Genomic DNA, 19,860 nt, shown 5'->3' with positions numbered 1-19,860 from the left:
CGAAGATGAGACGTTTGAAACGCGATTGCAAACCAATTCAAAGTCGCTTGTGGCGCGGTTTTACTTTGGTCGAACTTGTTCTGATTATCGTGTTGGTGGGGCTGCTGTCAGCGATCGCTTTGCCGCGCTTTTTTAATCGTACTGATTATGATTCAGTGAGCTTTGTTGATCAAACAAAGACAGCTTTGCGCTTTGCCCAGAAAACGGCCATTGCCCATCGGCGCGATGTCTGGGTGCAAATTGATCAAGCCTCGGGTTACATCTGTTTAACTTATGTTGCGGTCGATGCCAACTGCACAATTGCAGCTGGAACCTCTGTGAACGCAGTGAGTGATCCTGTGGATGGTAAATGGTATCGTCGCCAAGCTCCGACAGGAGTGGCGTTTGGGGCTTCCTTGAATGCGCGCTTCACAGCGCTCGGTCGCATGATTCCGACTACCAATCAAGTGATTACGATTACTGGTGGTATTGGTGGAACGATCAATATCGATGCGGAGACGGGTTATGTGCGCTAACTTGAGTCCCTTTAGCTCGCGTGGACGAAATCACGAACTCGGCTTTACCTTGATTGAAACGATTATCTTTATTGTGATCGTTGGTATTGCGATTGTCGGGATCATTTCGCTGATGAACTTGACCACGGTCAGTGGAACCGATCCTGTCAGGACGAAACAAGCACTCGCCATTGCCGAGTCACTGCTCGAGGAAGTGCAACTGCAAGCGTTTACGTATTGCGATCCTGATGATGCAAACGCCACCACCGCGACCTCGACAGCAGCTTGTGCTTCAACGCCACAAGGCTTAGGGCCAACCGCCGGTGAGACGCGTTATGCGGAGCCGCGATTCGATAACGTTGGCGATTATCATGGATTTAGTATGACCGGAATTCGGGATATCCAAAATAATTTGATTTCAGGTTTAGGGAGCTACTCAGCGACTATCTCTGAAATTCAATCTGGCGATGAAATTCGTATCGATGTAACGGTCACTAATGGCGGAACGAGTATCACGCTGACCGGTTATCGTTATCGTTATGCGCCGAGGGTCGTACCATGAAGTTTCGTCTTCGTTCGATCCAATCTGGGTTCACTCTGGTTGAAGCCATTATCGTGATCGTCATTCTTGGAATCATTGCAGGTATTGCAGGTTTATTCTTGAGTGGTCGGGTGCAACAATATCAAGATCTCGGTTTGAGGATAGAGCTCAGTGATACCGCGGACACCGCTGCGCGTCGAATTTCACGCGAGCTGCATTTGGCGATTCCCAATTCAGTTCGCTCTGCCAACAGCGGCTGTATTGAATTTATTCCGGCCTATGACGGTGGGCGATATCGAAGCGCGACCAACAGCACTGGCGGTGGAAATGCGTTCACCACCACGCAAGCGATCACGGGTTTTGATGTGATTGGTCCGCTTGCAGCGACACCCAGTCCCGGTGATTTTCTGGTGATTTATAATTTGGGAATCCCAGTTGCAGATGCGTACGCGTCCGCCGATAATCGAGTGAGTCTGAATAATCTCAGTACCACAAGTTTTTTGAGTTTTGGTAGCAAACAGTTTCCGTTTGAATCACCAGGTAAGAAGTTTCAATTGGTTTCAGGCACAGAACAAGCGGTTTCATATGTATGCTCTGGCGTTGGTGTTGACGCCAAAGGTAACGGTACGGGGCGCCTTTATCGTGTTTCGGGATACGGTTTCGTCTACCCCGAACCAACGGCTTGTGCCGCGATCGGTACATCGCCAGTGGTCGCACAAAATGTGAGTGCATGTCAGTTCACCTATGATCCCGGCGTGCGCGAGAGGACGGGGCTCGTCTCTATCAGACTAACGCTTGCTAAGAGTGTCATGCAGACTAGTGAGAGCGTGAATTTATACTACGATGTCAACGTCAACAATGTTCCGTAGAGGATTCAAAGTCATGCATAGGCTACGTTCTAAACAATCTGGCTTTTCAATTGTGGTAGCCATCTTTATTCTGGTCGTGTTGGCCTCGCTCGCGGCCGTGATGGTCTCAATGTATGTTGGCCAGCAAACCAACTCGAATCGTGACGTACAAGGTGCGCGAGCCTATTACGCAGCGAAGGCAGGAATAGAGTGGGGGACGTATCAAATAATGTCTCCGGAAAATAATGTGGCAGTGACAGCACCCTACAACTGCACCGGTGCCATGGGGACGCCAGCATTTGCGGGCGCATTGCAAAATTTTTCGGTAAATGTTTCGTGTTCGGTGACGACTACGACCGAAGGAACTAACACGATTCGTGTATATCAAATTACGGCAACTGCGACTTCTGGCAGTTTGCCTTCACCGGATTATGTGGAACGTCAGCTGACTGCGCGAATTGCGACCTGCAGAATTGGTCCTGCAACCGATGCCGTCTGTAGTTGAATTGGAGATCTAAAGTGAACTGTGCGGAATTTGAGCAAATTTGGAAGAAGAGCCAAGGACTATTGTTGATGGTTTTGGTATTCTTCGTGCTATTGCTCGTGAATTCACTAGCATCGGCACAGGTGGTCGAACTGAATAGCACGGGCGGTACAACGGCCACCAATGGGCTTCATTTTTATATTGAGAATACGACGAAGATCCAAGTAAGGAGGTTGAATAATACTGGTCAGGTTTATAGTCCGACTGCTATTCCTCCAAGTAACAACTTAGATAATGGCATTTTTATTCGAGGAAATGGACTGGTTTATGGGCCATCGCATACAGTAACGACTTTCAATCCGACTGGGGGGATGTATAGCACATCGTCGATTAGCGCAGTGACACCAGCCAATCCAGCTACCGCGGGGGTGCAGCAAAGCGCCACCTCAAACTTTGGGATTGCAAGCGGCCCGCAAGTGACTGTGGTTTGGAAATACACGACACCACTAGACTTTCTTACGGCCGAGGTGACTCTGACTATTCCTGCGGCTTATCCAGTCAGTGCTGCCAATCCTGTGCGGTATTACCATGTGTTTGACACCTATCTCGGTGGTAGCGATAGTGGGTGCGGCGTGAATGTTGCTGGCTCAAAACGCATTGTTGGAACTTATTCGAGTCTTGGGGGAGCGACCCCGTGTCCGACCAGCACCGCCTTGCCAACCTCGGGCACGATTGTCGAATCTTTTCGCGAGCGCGTTGGTACATTCAGCAGTTATTGCGCGGCTGGATGGAGTACGTTCTTTGTGAACGGTGCTCCAAATTGTTCCGTCCTGCAAAGCGCAGCGATGAGCAATACGATTACCACCACTTTGCAAGATACCGGGATCGGAATCGCTTACGACTTTACAGCGCCGGGTACGTACACCTTCAGTTATGATTTTGTGATCGGCTCGACAACGGTGCCTCCCTATGACCACATTGAGATTCGCCATGATGGTAGTACTACACAATGCCCTGAAAATTTTGTTGTGCTCGCATGCACTTCTTCAACTGTACCTTGTCCGCCTCTAAATATCGTCAATACAGGTACACTAACAGGTAGTTTAGCTTTTATCCCTGCAGCGACCGGTGCAACTTTTACACCTTCCACTTTCACCTTAGGTAGTAGTGCAACGACTGCGACAGTAGTGATGCAGCCGACGGCGGCATCGGCCGGGACTTACACTCTGGCGGCGACTGGATTAAGTAGCGTTCCTCTGAACGGAACCAAATGTACCAATGCAAGTGGTACCGCAGCACAAAGCTGTTCCTTCACTATTACGAACACCCCGTGTGTGACCGGTTTTGAATGCTTAGAAACAGGTCTGCCGTACAACACGCCAGTGACAGCATCGAATCGTAACCCTCTCTACACTAAGCTGGTGAATACGGGTTTCCGTTTTGATGTGGTTGCGATTGGAGTCGGTGGTGCGATCGCAACTGGCTATGCGGGGTCGGTCAACGTCGAACTGTATGATGATTCGACTGCCCCAGCCTGTACTGCGGCGACGGCTCTTGCTGGTACCACACAAGCACTCACCTTTGCGGCAAGCGATAGCGGTCGCAAGACGATTGCTAGTAATCTGGCATTGGCGAATGCCTATGGAAAACTCCGCTGTCGAGTGAGAGAAACGACGGTCACCGCTTGTTCTTCAGATAGTTTCACGGTAAGGCCTAGCGCAATTAGCAGTATTAGCTCGACCGCCAATGCAGATAATAGTGGAGGTAGCGCCACCAATACGCCCATCGTCAAAGCTGGAGCTAACTTCAGTTTGACTGCCGATACTGGGGTGGTTGGCTACAACGGCACACCAAAGATCAATCCTGCTTTACTAGAATGGACGAGCGTACCAGCCAGTGGGCGCGCAACTCCAGGTACAGGAACGCTCGCAGGTTCGTTTACAACGGCGGCCAGTGCGGCTAGTGGCAATGGTGCAAGTGGCGCGGCATTCACATACGACGAAGTGGGGTATTTCCGCTTTAAAGCGCAAGGAGTCTATGACGATACCTTTGCTGCACTATCGAGTGATATTGCGAATGGAGATTGTACTAACGATGCCTCAAATACCCTAGTAGGCGGAAAGTACGGCTGTAAGTTCGGGAATACCTCGGTCAGCAATCATTTCGGTCGTTTTATTCCAGATCATCTAAGTATGGTGCCCGTGTCTTGGGTAGAACCATGTACAGGCTTTACCTACATGGATCAGCCATTGAATCTCAATGTGACTCTTGAAGGGCGTAATGCGGCAAATGGTCGTACCTTTAACTACACAGGAATATTCGGGAAGGCCGTGGTATCCGTCGAGATGGAAAATGCCAATAGCGGTGTAGCCATTGCGCCTTCTCGTTTGACAACCTCCGCGGCAAGTTGGCTGGGAGGGCAATATCTATTTTCTGCGTCGAGCTTTACGAAGGCAGCAAGCCCGGATGGCCCCTACGATGCGTTGGCGATTGGACTTGCGACAACGGAATCCGATGGTGTGAAGATGTTCGACCGTGACATGCAAGCCAGCACGACCGCTTGTACCGCCGATACCGCTGGGACCAGTAGCGGCACATGCACAGCGAAGACGATGATCAATACCAAGATGCGGCAAGGACGAGTAAAACTGAGTAATGCTTATGGCAGCGAAAGATTAGCTTTGCCGATTCCAGTGCGCATCGAGTATTGGGCTGGTAGTAGCGCTGGCTGGACCATCAATACACTCGATACAGCTTGTACCTTTCCATCGGCGACAAATTTCGCTAATAGTTTCTCTTTCACTTTTCCAGCGGGTACGACAGCCAAGCCGAATAATCTGGCAGCTTGTGAAACGGCGGTGAGCGTGAATCCGGTTCGACTGAGTGCACCAGGTGTCGGCAACAATGGATTTGCGGACGTCACATTGAATTTAGGTAGCGCTTCAGGTAATCAATGCGTTTCTGTTGGTGGCAGTGGTTCGGCAGCAGTCACTTTGGGCAAACCGTGGTTGCAATTCAATTGGCTTGGAACGGGTAATACCAATCCAAAAGCCCGAGTCAATTTTGGCATTTACAAGAAAGCCAATGAGTTTATCTACACACGTGAAAATCATTGAGGGAGCGACACCTTTGTTTAGAGTGATGTGAGAGACGGACTGACAACACCAATAAGAAGAATGATTGACAACAGTGGCATATTATCTTAACGTCAAGCAAGATGAGGAAAATGGGTTACATGCATGGGATTGTTTTCAAAAAGTAAACAGAATGCTGAAAATATAGCGATCTGCCTTGGGCACGATGGCTTGTATTGCGCCATTGTTCAGCACGACTCCGCCTTGAAACCGATCTTGCGTTACTTGTCCTTTTTTCCGGGCACCGAGGCGAACCACACCACATTGTTGGAACGCTTGATGCGAGAGGCGCCGGTTAAAGGAAAGCCAGTGAGCATGCTTTTGAAGCAAGGTGAGTATCAAATCTTGGCAATTGAAGCTCTGAATGTTCCCGAGACGGAACTGCGCTCAGCTGTGAAGTGGCGCGTCAAAGATATGTTGGATTTCCCAGTCGGCGAGGCGACCGTTGATGTGTTAAAGATCCCCGGCGATCCTGCCGCAGGTGGTCGCAATCAGTCCTCCATGGTGGTAGTCGCAAAGAATCAAATTATTAAGAAACTGCAGACAGATGTCATGGCCGCCAAACTGAAGTTGACGGTAATTGATATCCCTGAAATGGCACAACGAAATATTTCTGCAAAACTTGAGACGCCCGGGCGTGGCTTGGCTATGCTGTCCTTCGACGCCAATGGAGGTTTGCTGACTTTGAGTTTTGGTGGTGAACTTTATCTTTCAAGACGGATCGACATCAATTTAGAGCAACTACGAAATCCAGATAAAGAAGCGCAGAACTACGTTTTTGAAAGAGTCTCACTGGAACTTCAGCGCTCACTCGATCACTTTGAGCGGCAACATAATTACATCACGAATACCAAGTTGTTATTGGCTCCAATGGGAGATGTGACACCTGCTCTGCAAAGTTTTCTTTCGACGAATTTATACTTACCCATCGAGACGTTTGATCTTTCAAACGTGATCGATTTGGGCCAAATTCCTGAAATGAAAAGTAGTGATCAACAGCAGAAATTCTTTGACATCATCGGTGCTGCAATGCGCGTTGAAGCGAGGCCAGCATGAGTCAGCAGATCAATCTTTTCAACGAGAGTTTGCTTGAGAAGCCCAGCTTGTACTCGGCCAGTAGTTTGGGGCTGCTGAGTGTGGTTGCGAGTGTGTGCCTAGTGATATTGTGGGCTGCTTTGCAATGGCGTTTTCATGAACTGAGCAAGAGAGAAGCGTCGAGCGCACTGCACTTGGTCAAGGTTCAAACGGAGTTGACTCAGTTGAAGACGGGCCTCGTGATGCCCACCCACGATCCTCGTCTGGCACAAGAACTCAAAGACATCCAAGATGAAATCAAGCAGCGTCGAAAAGCGGTCGATATGTTAGGGAGTAATCAGCTTGGAAACACGGATGGTTTTTCCGAGTATATGTCTGCTTTCGCACGCCAGATTCCAGATCGCGTTTGGTTGACTGGTTTCGACTTCGATACCTTTGGTGATCGACTCAGTATTCACGGGCGTACTTTGCAGGCGGATCTTGTTCCGCAATTTGTGAATCAGCTCAAGCGTGAAAAAGTCATGAAAGGCAAAGCTTTTGCTGCACTGGATTTGCAACGTCCGACAGTAGAGGCGCCAGCTGGGGCGCAGGAAAAGCAGAAGCCTACTCTTGCCCCCTTTATCGATTTTGAGTTTCATACCATCGAACAGGGCGATAAGAAGGAAGTTGGGACGAAGCAGCCATGATGGAAAAATTGAAAAAACTTGCGACGAAAATTGATGCGCGTTCGGAACGTGAACGCGTCTTCATTTTTGCGATTTTAGTCACCACATTTATTCTGATTGCATTGAACCTGATTTGGTCGCCGATGCAAAAGAAAATGAAACTCGCTGAGCAAAAAGATCAACAGAACGTGACCCTCTCGCAAACGAGTCAGATCGAACTCGATAGCTTGAAAGCGGGTAAGTTTGCTGACATCGACTATGAAGTAAAGCACCAGATTTCTGAACAAAAGAAACAGTTGCAGATCTTGCGAACTGAATTGGCGAAATTCGAAGAGCGTTTGGTGCCAGCTGAAAAGATGAATGAGCTCTTAGAACAAGTCTTAAGTCGCAACAAAAACTTACGATTGATTTCGCTAAAGTCGTTGCCAGTTGAAAATGTTCTGCGTGTGATCGAGCCTGTGGCAGAAGGTAGTGCGTCTATACCTGTCGCAAATGCGAATAATGCAAACGAAATTGGTCTTTTCAAACATGAAGTTGAGCTCGTGTTTGAGGGGAACTACCTGGATATGCTGAGTTATTTGAAAAGCCTCGAGGCCATGCAACAGCGTTTATATTGGGGAAAAATTTATCTGCGTGTCGTGGAATATCCTCAGTCGCGTTTGAGCTTGCGTGTATTTACCATCAGTCAGGAGAAAAAATGGTTAGATCTCTAAAGCTGCTGCTGGTTGTGCTTGCATCGTTTTCTGTGACTGTGGTCGCCTCGGCTCAAGATTTGCGCGATCCTACCCGTCCTGCGATCGCCTCGATGCAAGGAAGCGCAGCCGAAGAACTTGAACATGTGCCGGTTTTGCAATCGGTACTCATCTCTCCGACGAGAAAGTTTGCTGTAATTGATGGAAAGACCGTACGATTAAACGCACAGTTCGGCGACCAGGTCTTAGTGAAATTAACTGAGACTGAAGCCGTATTGAAACGCGGCCGAGAACTACAGGTACTCAAATTGTTTCCTGAAGTGGATAAGAAGATAGTACGCAGCGCAAAGAAAATGAACTAAACAGCGATGATATATGAACCGCGATGGTTTGGTAAAAGAAGGTTGAAAATGAAAAAAATGAATTGGATTGTGGTGATAGCATTGGCTCTGGCTGGTTGTGCCATTCCGCCTTCACGGCAAGAGACTTACGACCTGATTAAGAGCGAGATGGAGAAGGCTAAAGCCTCGAACGTAAAAGCGGCTGACGCCGAGAAAGTATCTGCATCCTTATTGCCGGCGCTGAATGCCGAGTTACCTCCGGTAAGAAAACCGCTAGAAGAACGTTTTAATCTCAATTTTAGCAATGCGCCAGCGGGGCAATTTTTCATGGCGATCGTTGCGGGAACACCCTATAACATGTTGGTGCACCCCGAGGTAACCGGTAATATTTCCGCTAACTTAAAAGATGTCACACTGTTTGAAGCGCTCGATGCGATTCGTGACATGTACGGCTATGAGTATCGCGTTGAAGGAACACGAATTTATGTGCGCCCTTTAACAATGCAAACGCGTGTTTTTCAAATTAATTATTTAGCCTCGGTACGTAAGGGTAGCTCCGATACACGGGTGACCTCAGGTTCGGTTGCCGATGTTGTGGCGACGGGGAACAATCAAAATCAGAACAATCAAAATAATCAAAACAATGGTGATAATGCTGGATCAGGCGGATCTAATAACTCTCGTCAAAGCTTAACTTCCAGCAAAATCAATACAAGCTCGGTCAGTGATTTCTGGTCGGAACTGAAAACTTCGCTCGAAATTCTGATCAATAGTGGCCATAACGGGCGTCAAGTAGTGATTAATCCTCAGTCGGGCGTGGTGGTCGTACGTGCCATGTCGGATGAAATTCGCAACGTCGCCGCCTACTTAAAAGCGACTCAATTGTCAGTTGATCGTCAAGTCATCCTGGAGGCGAAAATTCTCGAGGTGGAATTGAATAGTCAATTTCAAACTGGGATTAATTGGGCATCGTTTGCGACTCCGAAAGCTGGCTCTAGCAGAGTTGGTTCGATCGGCTTTATGTCGCCGGGATCTGCGTTGAGTACTTCGCGCATCTATACGGATGACACTGGTCTGGGATCCACCAGTGTCGGTAATAATCTGTACGCGGCTTCACGCGCGGCGGGCTCTTTGTTTGGTTTGGCATTTCAAACTGCGAATTTCTCTGCATTGCTATCCTTCCTAGAATCGCAGGGAACTGTACATGTATTGTCCAGCCCACGTATTGCCACTTTGAACAATCAAAAGGCGGTATTGAAAGTGGGGAAGGATGAATTCTTCGTCACGAACCTAAAAACGACGCCTGGTACGACTAGTACGAGTGGAAATACTTCGCCGACCGTGAGCGTCGACGTGATGCCATTTTTCTCCGGCGTTGCTTTAGATGTGACACCGCAGATTGATGAATCAGGGAATATCACTTTGCATGTGCATCCCTCTGTCAGCAAGGTCTCCACTGTTGAAAAGACGGTCAATGCCGGATCGGCGGGTACGATTGTATTGCCATTAGCTTCTAGCGATATTTCAGAGACCGATAGCGTGGTGCGCGGGCAAAATGGCAAGATCGTCGCGATTGGTGGCTTAATGCGTCAAGCGAATGTGAATGATCGTTCGCAAGTGCCGGGAGCAGGCGAAGTGCCATTGTTGGGAGGCTTGTTCCGCAATACTAACCAAGTAACGCAGAAACGCGAGCTCGTCATTCTGATTAAGCCAACCATCGTCGATGGCGACCATGGCTGGGATCAAGATATTTTAGAAAGCCAACGCCGTATCGAGGACTTAGAGCCACGTGGTCGCATTGAAAAACGAGAAAACTAATTGATCAACGTAGTCTCTATTTAGATGAAAATGTTTGAATAGAATGGCAGGCTACAAGCAATGTAGATCTGAAGCGATGGCGCGGTATTTATGTATCAAACTTTTTTTGGTTTAACTGAAACACCGTTCGGTATCACACCAGACACGTCTTTTTTCTTTTCGTTCGGTAGCCATCGCGAAGCCCTCAATACTCTGATGATCGCAGCGCAAAACGGAGAGGGCTTTATCAAGATCACTGGCGAAGTCGGCACTGGTAAAACTTTGCTTTGCCGACAGTTTCTAAAGACTCTCGGGCCAGAATTTGTCAGCGCTTATATTCCCAATCCTTTGGTCGAGCCGCGTACACTTTTGTTGAATGTGGCGGAGGAATTGGGCGTGACTCCTTCTTCTGGCGTTGAACAACACGAGTTACTGCGAGCGATCAATCACCGTTTATTGGAATACGCCGAGCAAGAGAAACGTGTGGTGTTGTGTATTGACGAGGCCCAAGCACTTCCGATTGAAACCTTAGAAGCGCTGCGATTACTCAGTAATTTGGAAACTGAAAAGCGCAAGCTGCTGCAGATCATTTTGTTCGGACAACCAGAGTTAGATCGCCGCTTAGCGCGCGCGGAGATTCGTCAGTTGGCGCAGCGCATTACCTTCCACTATCGTTTGCGTTCTTTGAGTTGGGAAGAAACGGTCTTCTATATCAATCATCGATTGCGTATCGCTGGTTACAGCGAACTTCGTTTGTTTAGCCGAACCGCATCTTTTGCACTTTGGTTAGGAAGCCGTGGTATTCCACGAATGACAAATATTCTCGCTAACAAGGCCTTGATGTTGGCGTATGGCGCAGGGCGTCGTTTCGTGAATACACGCGATGTGCTGTTAGCGCTCAAGGATACTGAGTCCGCCCCTTTGTTGAAGGTATCCAAAAAACTCATTGCGGGTGGGGCATTGCTGTCTGTTTTGTTGATCATTGCCAGCCAGTTCTGGTTGAGCAAGATTGCTGGAGGTTGATGGTGAGTTTGATCAATCAAATGTTGCAGGATTTGGAAAAACGCAAAGCCGAGGGGAAATCTGAGGAATCGTCGTCTGCCCAATACGTGCAATATGGTGATCCATTGGCGAGGTCAAGTGGACGATCATGGAAATTTGCGATACTCGTACTGGTGATGATCGGACTTGCTTATCTCGCCTATCGTCAATTCGGTGGGCAAACAAATCTAGTGCAAACCAATGGCTCGCAGCCGCCACAAAGTAAGGTCGAACTTGGGCCAGAGGTGGCGCAGTTGCCTTTGCTGTTGAGGCTGAGTACCGATATCAGTACGCCGAGAGATCTTGATTCAATGCCAGCAAAAACGTCGATGCCTGTAGATTCTGCGCCCCCTGCGACCTCGATCTCGACATCGCCAAGCGGTGGTGAACTTCAGAGCCAGTCGTCGATTGAGAAGCGTGTCGATCGAGCAGGAGAGAAAGCACCCGAGAAGCTTGAAATTAAACAGCCAGACAAACAAACCGAAGTCGTTGCCATCGTAAGCAAATCAAGTTCAACGCCTGAGTCGGTGCAGACATCGGTGCAGGCCATTGCCAAGAAAGATGAGGGTGCACAGTCGAAATTAAACGCATCCGATAAGCCGGTCACGAAACTCGCTGCAGAAGCTAACAATGCAAACGCAATGGAGCGCTTACCAGCCCCTGCGCCGGTCATGGTCAAAGAAGTCTCCCCGCAACAAAAAGCAGAGAGCGAATTTAAACAAGCAACGGTGTATCAACAGCAAGGGCGAAATACTGAAGCGATTCAAGCGCTGCAACGTGCTCTGATCCTTGATCAAACGCATATGCCTGCTCGCCAGTTATTGGTTTCCTTGATGCTCGACAGCAAACGCTATGATGATGCGATACGTGAATTGCGAGCTGGCCTGGCATTGGACTCACATCAAGTGAATTTTGCTATGGTATTGGCGCGGATCTTGGTCGAACGCGCGAAACTCAATGAGGCGGTAGAAGTCCTGCAAAAATCAGTAGCTTTTGCGCAGGATAGGCCGGACTATTTGGCTTTTATCGCCGCGCTCCAGCAGAAGCTAAACCATCACAAAGAAGCCATCGCCTATTATCGTTCGGCGTTGGAGCGGCATTCACAGAATGGCGTCTGGTGGATGGGGCTCGGGATTTCGTTGCAGGCTGATGGTAATAGCAAAGAGGCGATAGAAGCCTTTCAACAGGCGAAACTCCAACCTGGCTTAGGCGCAGATTTGATCGCATTTGTCGATCAACGTATCAGCCAATTGCAGAAATAGATTTACATTGAGGTCTTATAAGCAGCTCGCTTTTTTGAGATTCATGCCATCAAACAGACTGTTTATCTAGTCATTTTGTTATCGATGTGCCTGTTTTCAGCTTTTTTTGCTGGCCGATTTCAGATAAACACGGCTTTGTTCCTCTCAAACCCGTAAAATAGAGGGAATTCCCGCTCTTTGATTGCTCAGAACGATCTTTTAGTTTGATCGCTCTCGATGGTGATGTCGAAATTCGGCCTCATGAGGCCTAGCCACTTCGACCTCCGCAATCCTATAAACGCATCAGATTACATTGATTACGATTTTGCGCCAGTGCTGTGCTTTAGGCAGACTGACTGCGAAAGCTATTTTGAAAAGTTGAAGAAGTATGTCGATACAATGGTTCCCCGGTCACATGAACGCAGCCCGCAAGAAGGCTGCGGAGTCAATGGAGAGTACTGATCTCGTGATTGAGGTTTTGGATGCTCGTATTCCACAAGCGAGTTGCAATCCGATGGTGGAGCAGCTGCGCTCAGCACGTCAACGGCCGTGCCTCAAAATTTTGAACAAGAGTGATTTAGCTGATCCTCATGCGACCAAAGCGTGGATGGAATACTACAACGCGCAAAAAGGCGTTAAGGCCGTGGCGATTAGTTGCAAAAAGCCAGCAGATGTTGCGAAGATTCCTGGCTATGCGCTTGAATTAGCTCCACATCGCGGTGTGCCAACCAAGCCATTGCGCATGATGATCATGGGGATTCCCAACGTCGGTAAGTCGACTCTCATGAATGCTTTATTGAAGAAGCGTGTGGCAAATGTAGGTGACGAGCCCGCCGTGACGAAAACCCAGCAACGTTTGTATCTCGGTAAAAACATGATTTTGACCGACACACCTGGGATGTTGTGGCCCAAGATTGAGCATCCAACGGATGGTTTGATGTTAGCGGCCAGCCATGCCGTGGGCGTGAATGCCTTGATCGAAGAAGAAGTCGCAACCTTTCTCGCGGAGCGGCTCTTGCAAACCTATCCTAAGCTGCTATCGGCGCGGTATGGCTTTGCCGCTGAAGAGATGGATGCGGTGGCTGTCATCGAAGCGGTAGCGAAGAAACGTGCGTATCGTTTAAAGGGGGGCGACTGGGATTTTGAAAAAGCAGCGCATACGCTGTTGCTCGATTATCGTAGTGGTGCGCTCGGTCGCATCAGTCTTGAAACACCTCAATCACGCGAACATTTGTTGGCGACCTATGTACCACCAGTCCTATTGGGGCAAGGTAAGAGCGTCGATACTGGAATGAGTGATGATGATACGCAAGATCTCGATTAAGAGATAAATTGGGGCCAAAATGATTGAGTGGCGCAGCGTTCTCCTATTGATCAGCAAAATCGTTTTCAGCATTGGTCTCTCATATATCTACTATGTGATCGCTGAGAAAATTAAACCTGGTCACGGCATCATCGGCGTGGTGATCGCGATTGGCTTTTGGGGGCGACTGTATTCGCGCGAGATCATCGAGTTCGTGCTGCTCTTTAAGTATTGGGGTGAGAAGTCTGCGCTGCAACAGTGGCATGGCAAATACTATACCTTTGATGGACGCCAGATTCGTTTCTACCTCGTCGATGAAATCGTGTGGGTCGCCTTACGGGATCTCAAAAAAGTGCTAGATCCTAAACTCGCTCAATGGGAAATCGATACTCTTGGCAGTGACTACGGCAAGATCGATCAGAGTCGTGAAATGGCGGTCACTGAGGCCGGTTTGATGCGCTTGCTTGAGAGCCGTACGGATGACAGAAGAGCGAAATATCCTATGATCCGTTTCAAACGGTGGTTGCTGAAAGAAGCATTGCCGAACGTCAAACGAATGCCGAGATCAGCTGTGAATCATCCTATGAAGGGACTTTAGTGCCCGTTGCGGTGAGTCCGTTTGATTGCCGATAGAAATGAATAAAACAGAAATAAAATAGACCGAATAAGAAGAATCGAGTTGCGAAAAATGGTGAGAAGGAAAAGCATAAAACAATGGGCCTGGATGATAGGCGCTGTATTGTCTATGGTTGGCATTCAGGCTTCAGCACAAACTGAAGCTAATGCTCGCATTCAAGCTCAAATTCAATCTCAATCTCAATCTCAATCCAAGAGTGGCGGATCAATCGCGCCGAAAGTCCGCGAATCGGCTTTGCGTAGCCATCTCGCTTATTTGGCGGACGATTTGTTGGAAGGTCGAGGCACCGGACAACGTGGCGGTGAGTTAGCTGCGCGCTATATCGCCACTCAGCTACAGCTGATGGGGTTGCAGAACATTTCAACCGATGTACGAAATCCCTATCTGCACAAAGTGAATATTTTGGGAATTAAAACACTCCCCGAAACCCAGATACGATTTGAAGGCAAGGTGGGCGCGTATGCGCCACAGCTAGGAAGCGAGATTTTGTTGGCCACTTCAAGCATACAAGAAGCGGTCGACATTGATGCTCCGATGATATTTGTGGGATACGGTATTAAGGCGCCTGAAGAAAATTGGGATGACTATAAGAATATCGATGTACGGGGCAAGGTGCTGGTGATGATGGTCAATGACCCCCAACCAACTGAGCTAGAACCACAACGTTTTGCCGGCAAAGCGATGACTTATTTTGGTCGCTGGGTATACAAATTTGAAGAGGCAGCGCGGCGCGGTGTCGCTGGCGTTATTTTGATTCATACTGATGCTTCGGCGGCGTATAGCTGGAGTGTGCCGCAAACGAGTTTTGGACGCGAACGTTTTCATCTTGCAGGCTCGGGAAATCCGATGGAAGGCTGGTGGGCTGAAGCTAGCATCAAACCATTTTTCGCGACGCAGGGGATTGATCTCGATGCATTGCGAGCACAAGCCGAGAAGTCCGATTTCGTACCAGTAGAATTACCGATTCGAGTGCACGCTTCGGTGCGCTCGACAGTGCGGCAAGTGGAGCAATTCAATGTACTCGGTCTTGTTCCCGGTACGGACGCCAAGTTGAAAAACGAAGCCTTGATTTACTCGGCGCATTGGGATCATCTAGGAAAAATTGAAGAGCCGGGTAAACCGTCTCAGATTTGGAATGGTGCGGTCGATAATGCGAGTGGTGCCGCTGCTTTGTTGGCGATGGCCGAATATGCTGTAAAACATCCGAGCAAGCGGAGTCAGATTTTCTTATGGCCAGCGGCCGAAGAACAAGGATTAATCGGGAGTCTTGCTTATACTCGCGCACCGGCTTGGCCGTTGAAGACCACGATTGCTGATCTCAATTTAGATAGTATGAATTTTGTGGGGAAGACGAAAGACATCGGTGTCGCGGGAAGTGAACGCAGTAGTCTGTATCATGATGCGCAAATCGTCGCTCGACAAATGCGCTTAAGCATTGCGAAGTCAGTGCCTGATTTAGGCGGAGCCTATTATCGGGCCGATCACTTTAATTTTGCGCGAGCCGGTGTGCCCGCTTTTAATGTGGGGTCAGCCGTGTTCTCGGGAGATGGTTATTTTGAGTTTGAGCATGAACACATGCATTCAGAACGCAAGATGAAGCATTTTAAGAATGATTATCACACCGTGCGTGACCGCTATGATCCTACTTGGGATTTGAGCGGCATGGTGCAACAGGCAGAATTCACACTCATGCTCGGCTATCGATTAGCCAATGCGAAGACGGTTCCGCAGTGGAATGCGAATGATCCATACCGAAAGATCAGAGAAGAGCAAGTCAAGGCTCAGGTTGGACAAAAATAAGCTAGGCAGAGCCCTAACTTAGATAGCTTGAACCATCAGTAGAGGGCGGTCTCATTTAAGCTATTCAAGTTTAAGCTAAACAAGAAAACGGCAAGCATGGAAGTGCTTGCCGTTTTTGTTTGAGAGAAGCGCTGTAGATTTAGCCGTTAATGACTTTACGAGTGTAAGACTCGAGATAGTTCATCAGATTATCAGCACCTTGGGCCGCGGCTTCTTCATTGCCTTCGGCAATGCCTTTCGCCAAAAGCATGTGGCAGCGTGCGGCCTCATGCATATCGCCTTCATGTTGATATGCGTACCAAAAGCGACGGCATTTGATGATTAAAGGAATGACCGCGGCAACTGCAGACGGATTGCGACACGCTTCGTGTATCACGTGGTCTAGAGCTTGATCAGCAGCCATGAACTCTTCGAGCTTGCCATTGTTGGCGGCGGCAACCATTTGCTCACCACAGGCCAGAATATCTTGGCGTAACTGCGGTGTCGCGCGGCGGGCGGCGCTGCTGGCAATTAAGCGTTCAATCACGCGTCGGGTCTCAATCAAGGTGACATGTTCGGCCGCTTCGATGTCTTTAACGATCAGGCCGCGACGCGGTAATTGCACGATCAGACCATTCGACGACATGCGCATCAAAGCTTCACGCAAAGGTGTGCGCCCCAAGCCGGTAATTTCGATCAATTCCGATTCAACAATTGGTGCACCTGGCTTGAGTTGCAATGTGACGATCATGCTTTCGATGGCATCGTAAGCGACGTCAGCCGCACGCATTTTCGTACTTGATGGAGCTTTGGGAGATGGCATACGCTGGTTGTTGTGAAATTGATCATTGGATTATAAGTTATACCTATGATTTTCCTCAATTTTCTTTTGCTTTTACACGTAAATTCCAGACAAAAAAAGCGACAGATTTTCATCTGTCGCTTTGGTTTTTGATAACACGGTCGCGCTTTACTTCAAAAACTTGTCGGCTTTAGAAGACTATCTGAAAAGCTTGAGCGTTTAGGAGGTCTTCAACCAGGGTGCTAATTAGGCGATGTAGTGCGTTTTGACTTTGGTGTAGAACTCGACCGCCATGTTTCCTTGTTCACGTGGACCGAAACTCGATGCCTTGCTGCCACCGAACGGTACATGGTAATCAACCCCGGCCGTCGGTGCGTTCACCATCACCATTCCGGCCTGCATGTCTTTTCTAAATTGAGTAGCATACTTCAATGAGCTGGTACAAATGCCGCCTGAGAGTCCGTATGGAGTGGCGTTGGCAACGGCGATCGCTTCGTCAAAATCTTTGACACGAATGAGTGTGCTGACCGGGCCAAATACTTCTTCTTGATTCAGACGCGCTTGTGGATTGTGATTTTCGATGATGGCGGGACTAAAGAAAAAGCCATCACCAGCTAGACGTTCACCACCACAGAGAAGTTGGCCACCTTCCTCGGTGCCGATCGCCACATAACGCAGGTTTTTATCGAGTTGGCGTTGATCGACTACCGGACCAATTTGGGTATTGGGGGCAACTGCATCGCCAACTTTGAGTTTGCGCGTGCGTTCCAGCATTGCTTCTGCAAAACGTTGATAAATTCCCTCGGTAACGATAGTGCGGCTGGAAGCTGTGCAGCGCTGTCCGGTTGAAAAGAAGGCGCCGTTGACGGCACATTCGACCGCGATATTGAGATCTGCATCATCCAGAATGACGAGAGGATTCTTTCCGCCCATTTCGAGTTGATACTTCTTCATATGCAATGCGCAATGTTGCGCAATCAGCTTACCAGTTTGCACCGATCCGGTAAAACTGATCGCATCGACATGCGGATCTTCCACCATGGCGCGGCCAGCGACGCCATCGCCCATCACCAAATTAAAAGCGCCCTTAGGTAACCCCGAGCGCGAAATAATTTCGGCCAAAGCCCATGCACAGCCAGGCGTGAGTTCAGACGGTTTGAGAATGACACTATTCCCGCAAGCGAGGGCAGGAGCTGCTTTCCAAGCTGGAATAGCGATCGGAAAATTCCACGGTGTAATCAGGCCGACCACGCCCACCGCTTCACGCGAAGTGAGAACTTCCATGTTAGGACGCACTGAGGCCAAGGCCTGGCCACCCATACGTAATGCTTCACCAGCAAAATACTTAAAGATGAAACCAGCACGCGAGACTTCACCGATCGCTTCTGGCAAAACTTTACCTTCTTCACTGGCCAATAGGTGACCGAGTTCTTGTTTGCGCGCGAGAATTTCGCTACCAATAAAGTCAAGTACATCAAAACGTTGTTGTGGCGTTGAACGTCCCCAAACTGTTGCGGCTTGGCGTGCAGCTTGTACTGCCAAAGCGACGTCGTCTGCACTTGCTTCAGCATATTCACCAACCACTTGATTTGGCTGTGAGGGATTGTGGTTCGGACGAGTTTGCGAAGAAGCGTGCCATTCACCGTTGATAAAGTGCTTGAAAATGCTCATTAAATAACCTCGAAAATAGTTTTGTTGGAGCTTAGCAGAGTTCGATTGATCCCAGTTTCGCAAAGCTCAAATAAGCGGCGAATAGAAAAATTAATTCAAACAATGGATGGGCGAGTAGTGTAGAGCGATTTAAATATATTGGCAATATATTCCAAAGAGGGGGTTTGTATAAGTACTGATGCTTTGGAGAAAAGTGTAAAAAAAGTTAATGTTAAAAACATATTTTGTATGGTTCTTTTTGAGCCCACTGAAAAAACCACACATTTAAATTTTCTTAATGATGCGATTTGAAAAATGGGCGAATTCAGGTAATATAGTTGCAAAATGATTAACCACAAGAAATAAGTTAGAGATGCTAGACATGATTTTTAGCGCGAAGATCAATGAGACCACTGACACGGCAGGGTCGACGCGTTTGCATTTGGCGGGAGCCATCGATAACGTCTTTTTCGCGGAACCTTTGTTTGACGCCATGCCTGATGTGGTGTTTTTTGTGAAGGATCTTGACGGTCGTTACGTCGTCGTTAACCAAACTTTGGTTAACCGTTGTGGTTTCAAAGATAAGTATGAATTGGTCGGTCGGACTGTGGGAGAAGTATTTCCAGCGAGCCTAGCTGCAACCTTCGAGCAACAAGACCAGTTGGTCTTGAGTGCTGGTCAAGAGGTGCGCGATCAACTCGAGTTGCACTTGTACCCGGATCGAGATCCTGGATGGTGCTTGACCAATAAAATCCCATTGCGTGACGCTCAACAGCGCATCATCGGTCTGACGGGTACTTCGCGTGATCTTGGTATGCCGGATCAGCGACATCCGGTTTATCACCGGATTGCAGCTGCGGTGCGACATATCCATACCCATTATGCTGAGAATGTGCATATGGCTGAGTTGGAGAAAATTACCGGTCTTTCAGTCGCACAAATCGAACGTTATTTTCAAAAGATCTTTTCATTAACGCCGCGTCAGTTCATGACTAAGGTCAAACTTGATGCCGCGACAAACTTACTAGAAGATCATAGTCGTAGCATTACGGATATTGCTATGTCTTGTGGCTATCAAGATCACAGTGCTTTTACTCGTATGTTTAAAGCGACGGTTGGTGTGACGCCAAGTGAGTATCGGGAAGTTCTATTGCGTAGGCAGTCCCGCGCACACTAGCTAGTGATATTCATGCATCACGAATAAGATATTTTTATTTGCAAATTGGTTTCTTCACGCCCGGACTTTGTGCCGGGTTTTTTTTGTGCGTAAGTAAGCGATAAGCTGATCGCTCACGGGCCAGTTGATAGTGCTAGCGAAAAGCAACGAACTTTCATTCTTTTTGCGATCAAACGGGAATTTTTTCCTAGATCGGCAG

General features: G+C 48.4%; 18 protein-coding genes. 16 read left to right on the top strand and 2 right to left on the bottom strand.

Annotated features, from left to right (window positions below; genetic code table 11):
• The first annotated feature begins 5 nt into the window (after positions 1-5).
• From RF679_RS12000 to RF679_RS11930, 15 genes are all read left to right on the top strand, one after another.
• Positions 6-515, top strand: a complete 510-nt coding sequence (locus RF679_RS12000) for a pilus assembly FimT family protein (RefSeq protein ID WP_309480868.1) — start codon at positions 6-8, stop codon at positions 513-515.
• A gap of 1 nt (position 516) precedes the next feature.
• Positions 517-1,056: a prepilin-type N-terminal cleavage/methylation domain-containing protein gene (locus RF679_RS11995; protein ID WP_309480867.1), complete on the top strand. Its 540-nt coding sequence runs from the start codon at positions 517-519 to the stop codon at positions 1,054-1,056.
• Positions 1,053-1,904 (top strand): prepilin-type N-terminal cleavage/methylation domain-containing protein, encoded by an 852-nt coding sequence (locus tag RF679_RS11990; protein WP_309480866.1) that lies wholly within the window; start codon positions 1,053-1,055, stop codon positions 1,902-1,904. The genes RF679_RS11995 and RF679_RS11990 overlap by 4 nt, the downstream gene beginning before the upstream one ends.
• Positions 1,905-1,917: 13 nt before the next feature.
• On the top strand, positions 1,918-2,388 hold the full coding sequence (locus tag RF679_RS11985; RefSeq protein ID WP_309480865.1) for a hypothetical protein: 471 nt from the start codon (positions 1,918-1,920) through the stop codon (positions 2,386-2,388).
• Between the two features lie 68 nt (positions 2,389-2,456).
• A complete protein-coding gene (locus RF679_RS11980; protein WP_309480864.1) occupies positions 2,457-5,483 on the top strand; it encodes a DUF6701 domain-containing protein in 3,027 nt (1,008 codons plus the stop codon).
• 123 nt (positions 5,484-5,606) lie between these two features.
• Positions 5,607-6,557 (top strand): agglutinin biogenesis protein MshI, encoded by a 951-nt coding sequence (locus RF679_RS11975; protein WP_309480863.1) that lies wholly within the window; start codon positions 5,607-5,609, stop codon positions 6,555-6,557.
• Complete coding sequence (locus tag RF679_RS11970) at positions 6,554-7,222, top strand: PilN domain-containing protein (protein ID WP_309480862.1); 669 nt, start codon at positions 6,554-6,556, stop codon at positions 7,220-7,222. Before RF679_RS11975 ends, RF679_RS11970 begins: the two co-directional genes overlap by 4 nt.
• Complete coding sequence (locus tag RF679_RS11965; RefSeq protein WP_309480861.1) at positions 7,219-7,914, top strand: hypothetical protein; 696 nt, start codon at positions 7,219-7,221, stop codon at positions 7,912-7,914. Before RF679_RS11970 ends, RF679_RS11965 begins: the two co-directional genes overlap by 4 nt.
• Complete coding sequence (locus tag RF679_RS11960; RefSeq protein WP_309480860.1) at positions 7,899-8,255, top strand: MSHA biogenesis protein MshK; 357 nt, start codon at positions 7,899-7,901, stop codon at positions 8,253-8,255. Before RF679_RS11965 ends, RF679_RS11960 begins: the two co-directional genes overlap by 16 nt.
• A gap of 48 nt (positions 8,256-8,303) precedes the next feature.
• Positions 8,304-10,052: a pilus (MSHA type) biogenesis protein MshL gene (mshL, locus tag RF679_RS11955; RefSeq protein ID WP_309480859.1), complete on the top strand. Its 1,749-nt coding sequence runs from the start codon at positions 8,304-8,306 to the stop codon at positions 10,050-10,052.
• 90 nt (positions 10,053-10,142) lie between these two features.
• Positions 10,143-11,054 (top strand): ExeA family protein, encoded by a 912-nt coding sequence (locus RF679_RS11950; RefSeq protein ID WP_309480858.1) that lies wholly within the window; start codon positions 10,143-10,145, stop codon positions 11,052-11,054.
• Entirely contained in the window at positions 11,054-12,334 is a 1,281-nt protein-coding gene (locus tag RF679_RS11945) for a tetratricopeptide repeat protein (RefSeq protein WP_309480857.1), read from the top strand. Before RF679_RS11950 ends, RF679_RS11945 begins: the two co-directional genes overlap by 1 nt.
• Positions 12,335-12,701: 367 nt before the next feature.
• Complete coding sequence (ylqF, locus tag RF679_RS11940; RefSeq protein WP_309480856.1) at positions 12,702-13,637, top strand: ribosome biogenesis GTPase YlqF; 936 nt, start codon at positions 12,702-12,704, stop codon at positions 13,635-13,637.
• Between the two features lie 19 nt (positions 13,638-13,656).
• On the top strand, positions 13,657-14,214 hold the full coding sequence (locus RF679_RS11935; RefSeq protein ID WP_309480855.1) for a BRO-N domain-containing protein: 558 nt from the start codon (positions 13,657-13,659) through the stop codon (positions 14,212-14,214).
• A gap of 147 nt (positions 14,215-14,361) precedes the next feature.
• A complete protein-coding gene (locus tag RF679_RS11930) occupies positions 14,362-16,053 on the top strand; it encodes a M28 family peptidase (protein ID WP_309480854.1) in 1,692 nt (563 codons plus the stop codon).
• Positions 16,054-16,192: 139 nt separating this feature from the next.
• Here RF679_RS11930 and RF679_RS11925 read toward each other — a convergent pair whose 3' ends face one another.
• Both RF679_RS11925 and RF679_RS11920 read right to left on the bottom strand, forming a co-directional pair.
• On the bottom strand, positions 16,193-16,855 hold the full coding sequence (locus tag RF679_RS11925) for a GntR family transcriptional regulator (RefSeq protein ID WP_309480853.1): 663 nt from the start codon (positions 16,853-16,855) through the stop codon (positions 16,193-16,195).
• A 225-nt stretch (positions 16,856-17,080) separates the two neighbouring features.
• Positions 17,081-18,505 carry an aldehyde dehydrogenase family protein gene (locus RF679_RS11920; RefSeq protein ID WP_309480852.1) on the bottom strand — a complete coding sequence of 475 codons (1,425 nt, stop codon included), beginning with the start codon at positions 18,503-18,505 and terminating at the stop codon, positions 17,081-17,083.
• A gap of 352 nt (positions 18,506-18,857) precedes the next feature.
• Between RF679_RS11920 and RF679_RS11915 the strand changes: the two genes are divergently transcribed.
• The gene (locus tag RF679_RS11915) at positions 18,858-19,661 is read left to right on the top strand and encodes an AraC family transcriptional regulator (RefSeq protein ID WP_309480851.1); all 804 of its coding nucleotides are present in this window, start codon (positions 18,858-18,860) and stop codon (positions 19,659-19,661) included.
• Positions 19,662-19,860 lie beyond the last annotated feature (199 nt).

The organism is Undibacterium cyanobacteriorum, assembly GCF_031326225.1.
GTDB classification, from domain to species: domain Bacteria; phylum Pseudomonadota; class Gammaproteobacteria; order Burkholderiales; family Burkholderiaceae_D; genus Undibacterium; species Undibacterium cyanobacteriorum.
This window is presented reverse-complemented; position numbering and strand designations above follow the sequence as displayed.

Coding starts and splice junctions, on each gene's coding strand:
- RF679_RS12000 (WP_309480868.1), top strand. CDS start 6: ATGAGACGTTTGAAACGCGATTGCAAACCAATTCAAAGTCGCTTGTGG.
- RF679_RS11990 (WP_309480866.1), top strand. CDS start 1,053: ATGAAGTTTCGTCTTCGTTCGATCCAATCTGGGTTCACTCTGGTTGAA.
- RF679_RS11985 (WP_309480865.1), top strand. CDS start 1,918: ATGCATAGGCTACGTTCTAAACAATCTGGCTTTTCAATTGTGGTAGCC.
- RF679_RS11980 (WP_309480864.1), top strand. CDS start 2,457: ATGGTTTTGGTATTCTTCGTGCTATTGCTCGTGAATTCACTAGCATCG.
- RF679_RS11975 (WP_309480863.1), top strand. CDS start 5,607: ATGGGATTGTTTTCAAAAAGTAAACAGAATGCTGAAAATATAGCGATC.
- RF679_RS11970 (WP_309480862.1), top strand. CDS start 6,554: ATGAGTCAGCAGATCAATCTTTTCAACGAGAGTTTGCTTGAGAAGCCC.
- RF679_RS11965 (WP_309480861.1), top strand. CDS start 7,219: ATGATGGAAAAATTGAAAAAACTTGCGACGAAAATTGATGCGCGTTCG.
- RF679_RS11960 (WP_309480860.1), top strand. CDS start 7,899: ATGGTTAGATCTCTAAAGCTGCTGCTGGTTGTGCTTGCATCGTTTTCT.
- mshL (WP_309480859.1), top strand. CDS start 8,304: ATGAAAAAAATGAATTGGATTGTGGTGATAGCATTGGCTCTGGCTGGT.
- RF679_RS11950 (WP_309480858.1), top strand. CDS start 10,143: ATGTATCAAACTTTTTTTGGTTTAACTGAAACACCGTTCGGTATCACA.
- RF679_RS11945 (WP_309480857.1), top strand. CDS start 11,054: ATGGTGAGTTTGATCAATCAAATGTTGCAGGATTTGGAAAAACGCAAA.
- ylqF (WP_309480856.1), top strand. CDS start 12,702: ATGTCGATACAATGGTTCCCCGGTCACATGAACGCAGCCCGCAAGAAG.
- RF679_RS11935 (WP_309480855.1), top strand. CDS start 13,657: ATGATTGAGTGGCGCAGCGTTCTCCTATTGATCAGCAAAATCGTTTTC.
- RF679_RS11930 (WP_309480854.1), top strand. CDS start 14,362: ATGGTTGGCATTCAGGCTTCAGCACAAACTGAAGCTAATGCTCGCATT.
- RF679_RS11925 (WP_309480853.1), bottom strand. CDS start 16,855: ATGCCATCTCCCAAAGCTCCATCAAGTACGAAAATGCGTGCGGCTGAC.
- RF679_RS11920 (WP_309480852.1), bottom strand. CDS start 18,505: ATGAGCATTTTCAAGCACTTTATCAACGGTGAATGGCACGCTTCTTCG.
- RF679_RS11915 (WP_309480851.1), top strand. CDS start 18,858: ATGCTAGACATGATTTTTAGCGCGAAGATCAATGAGACCACTGACACG.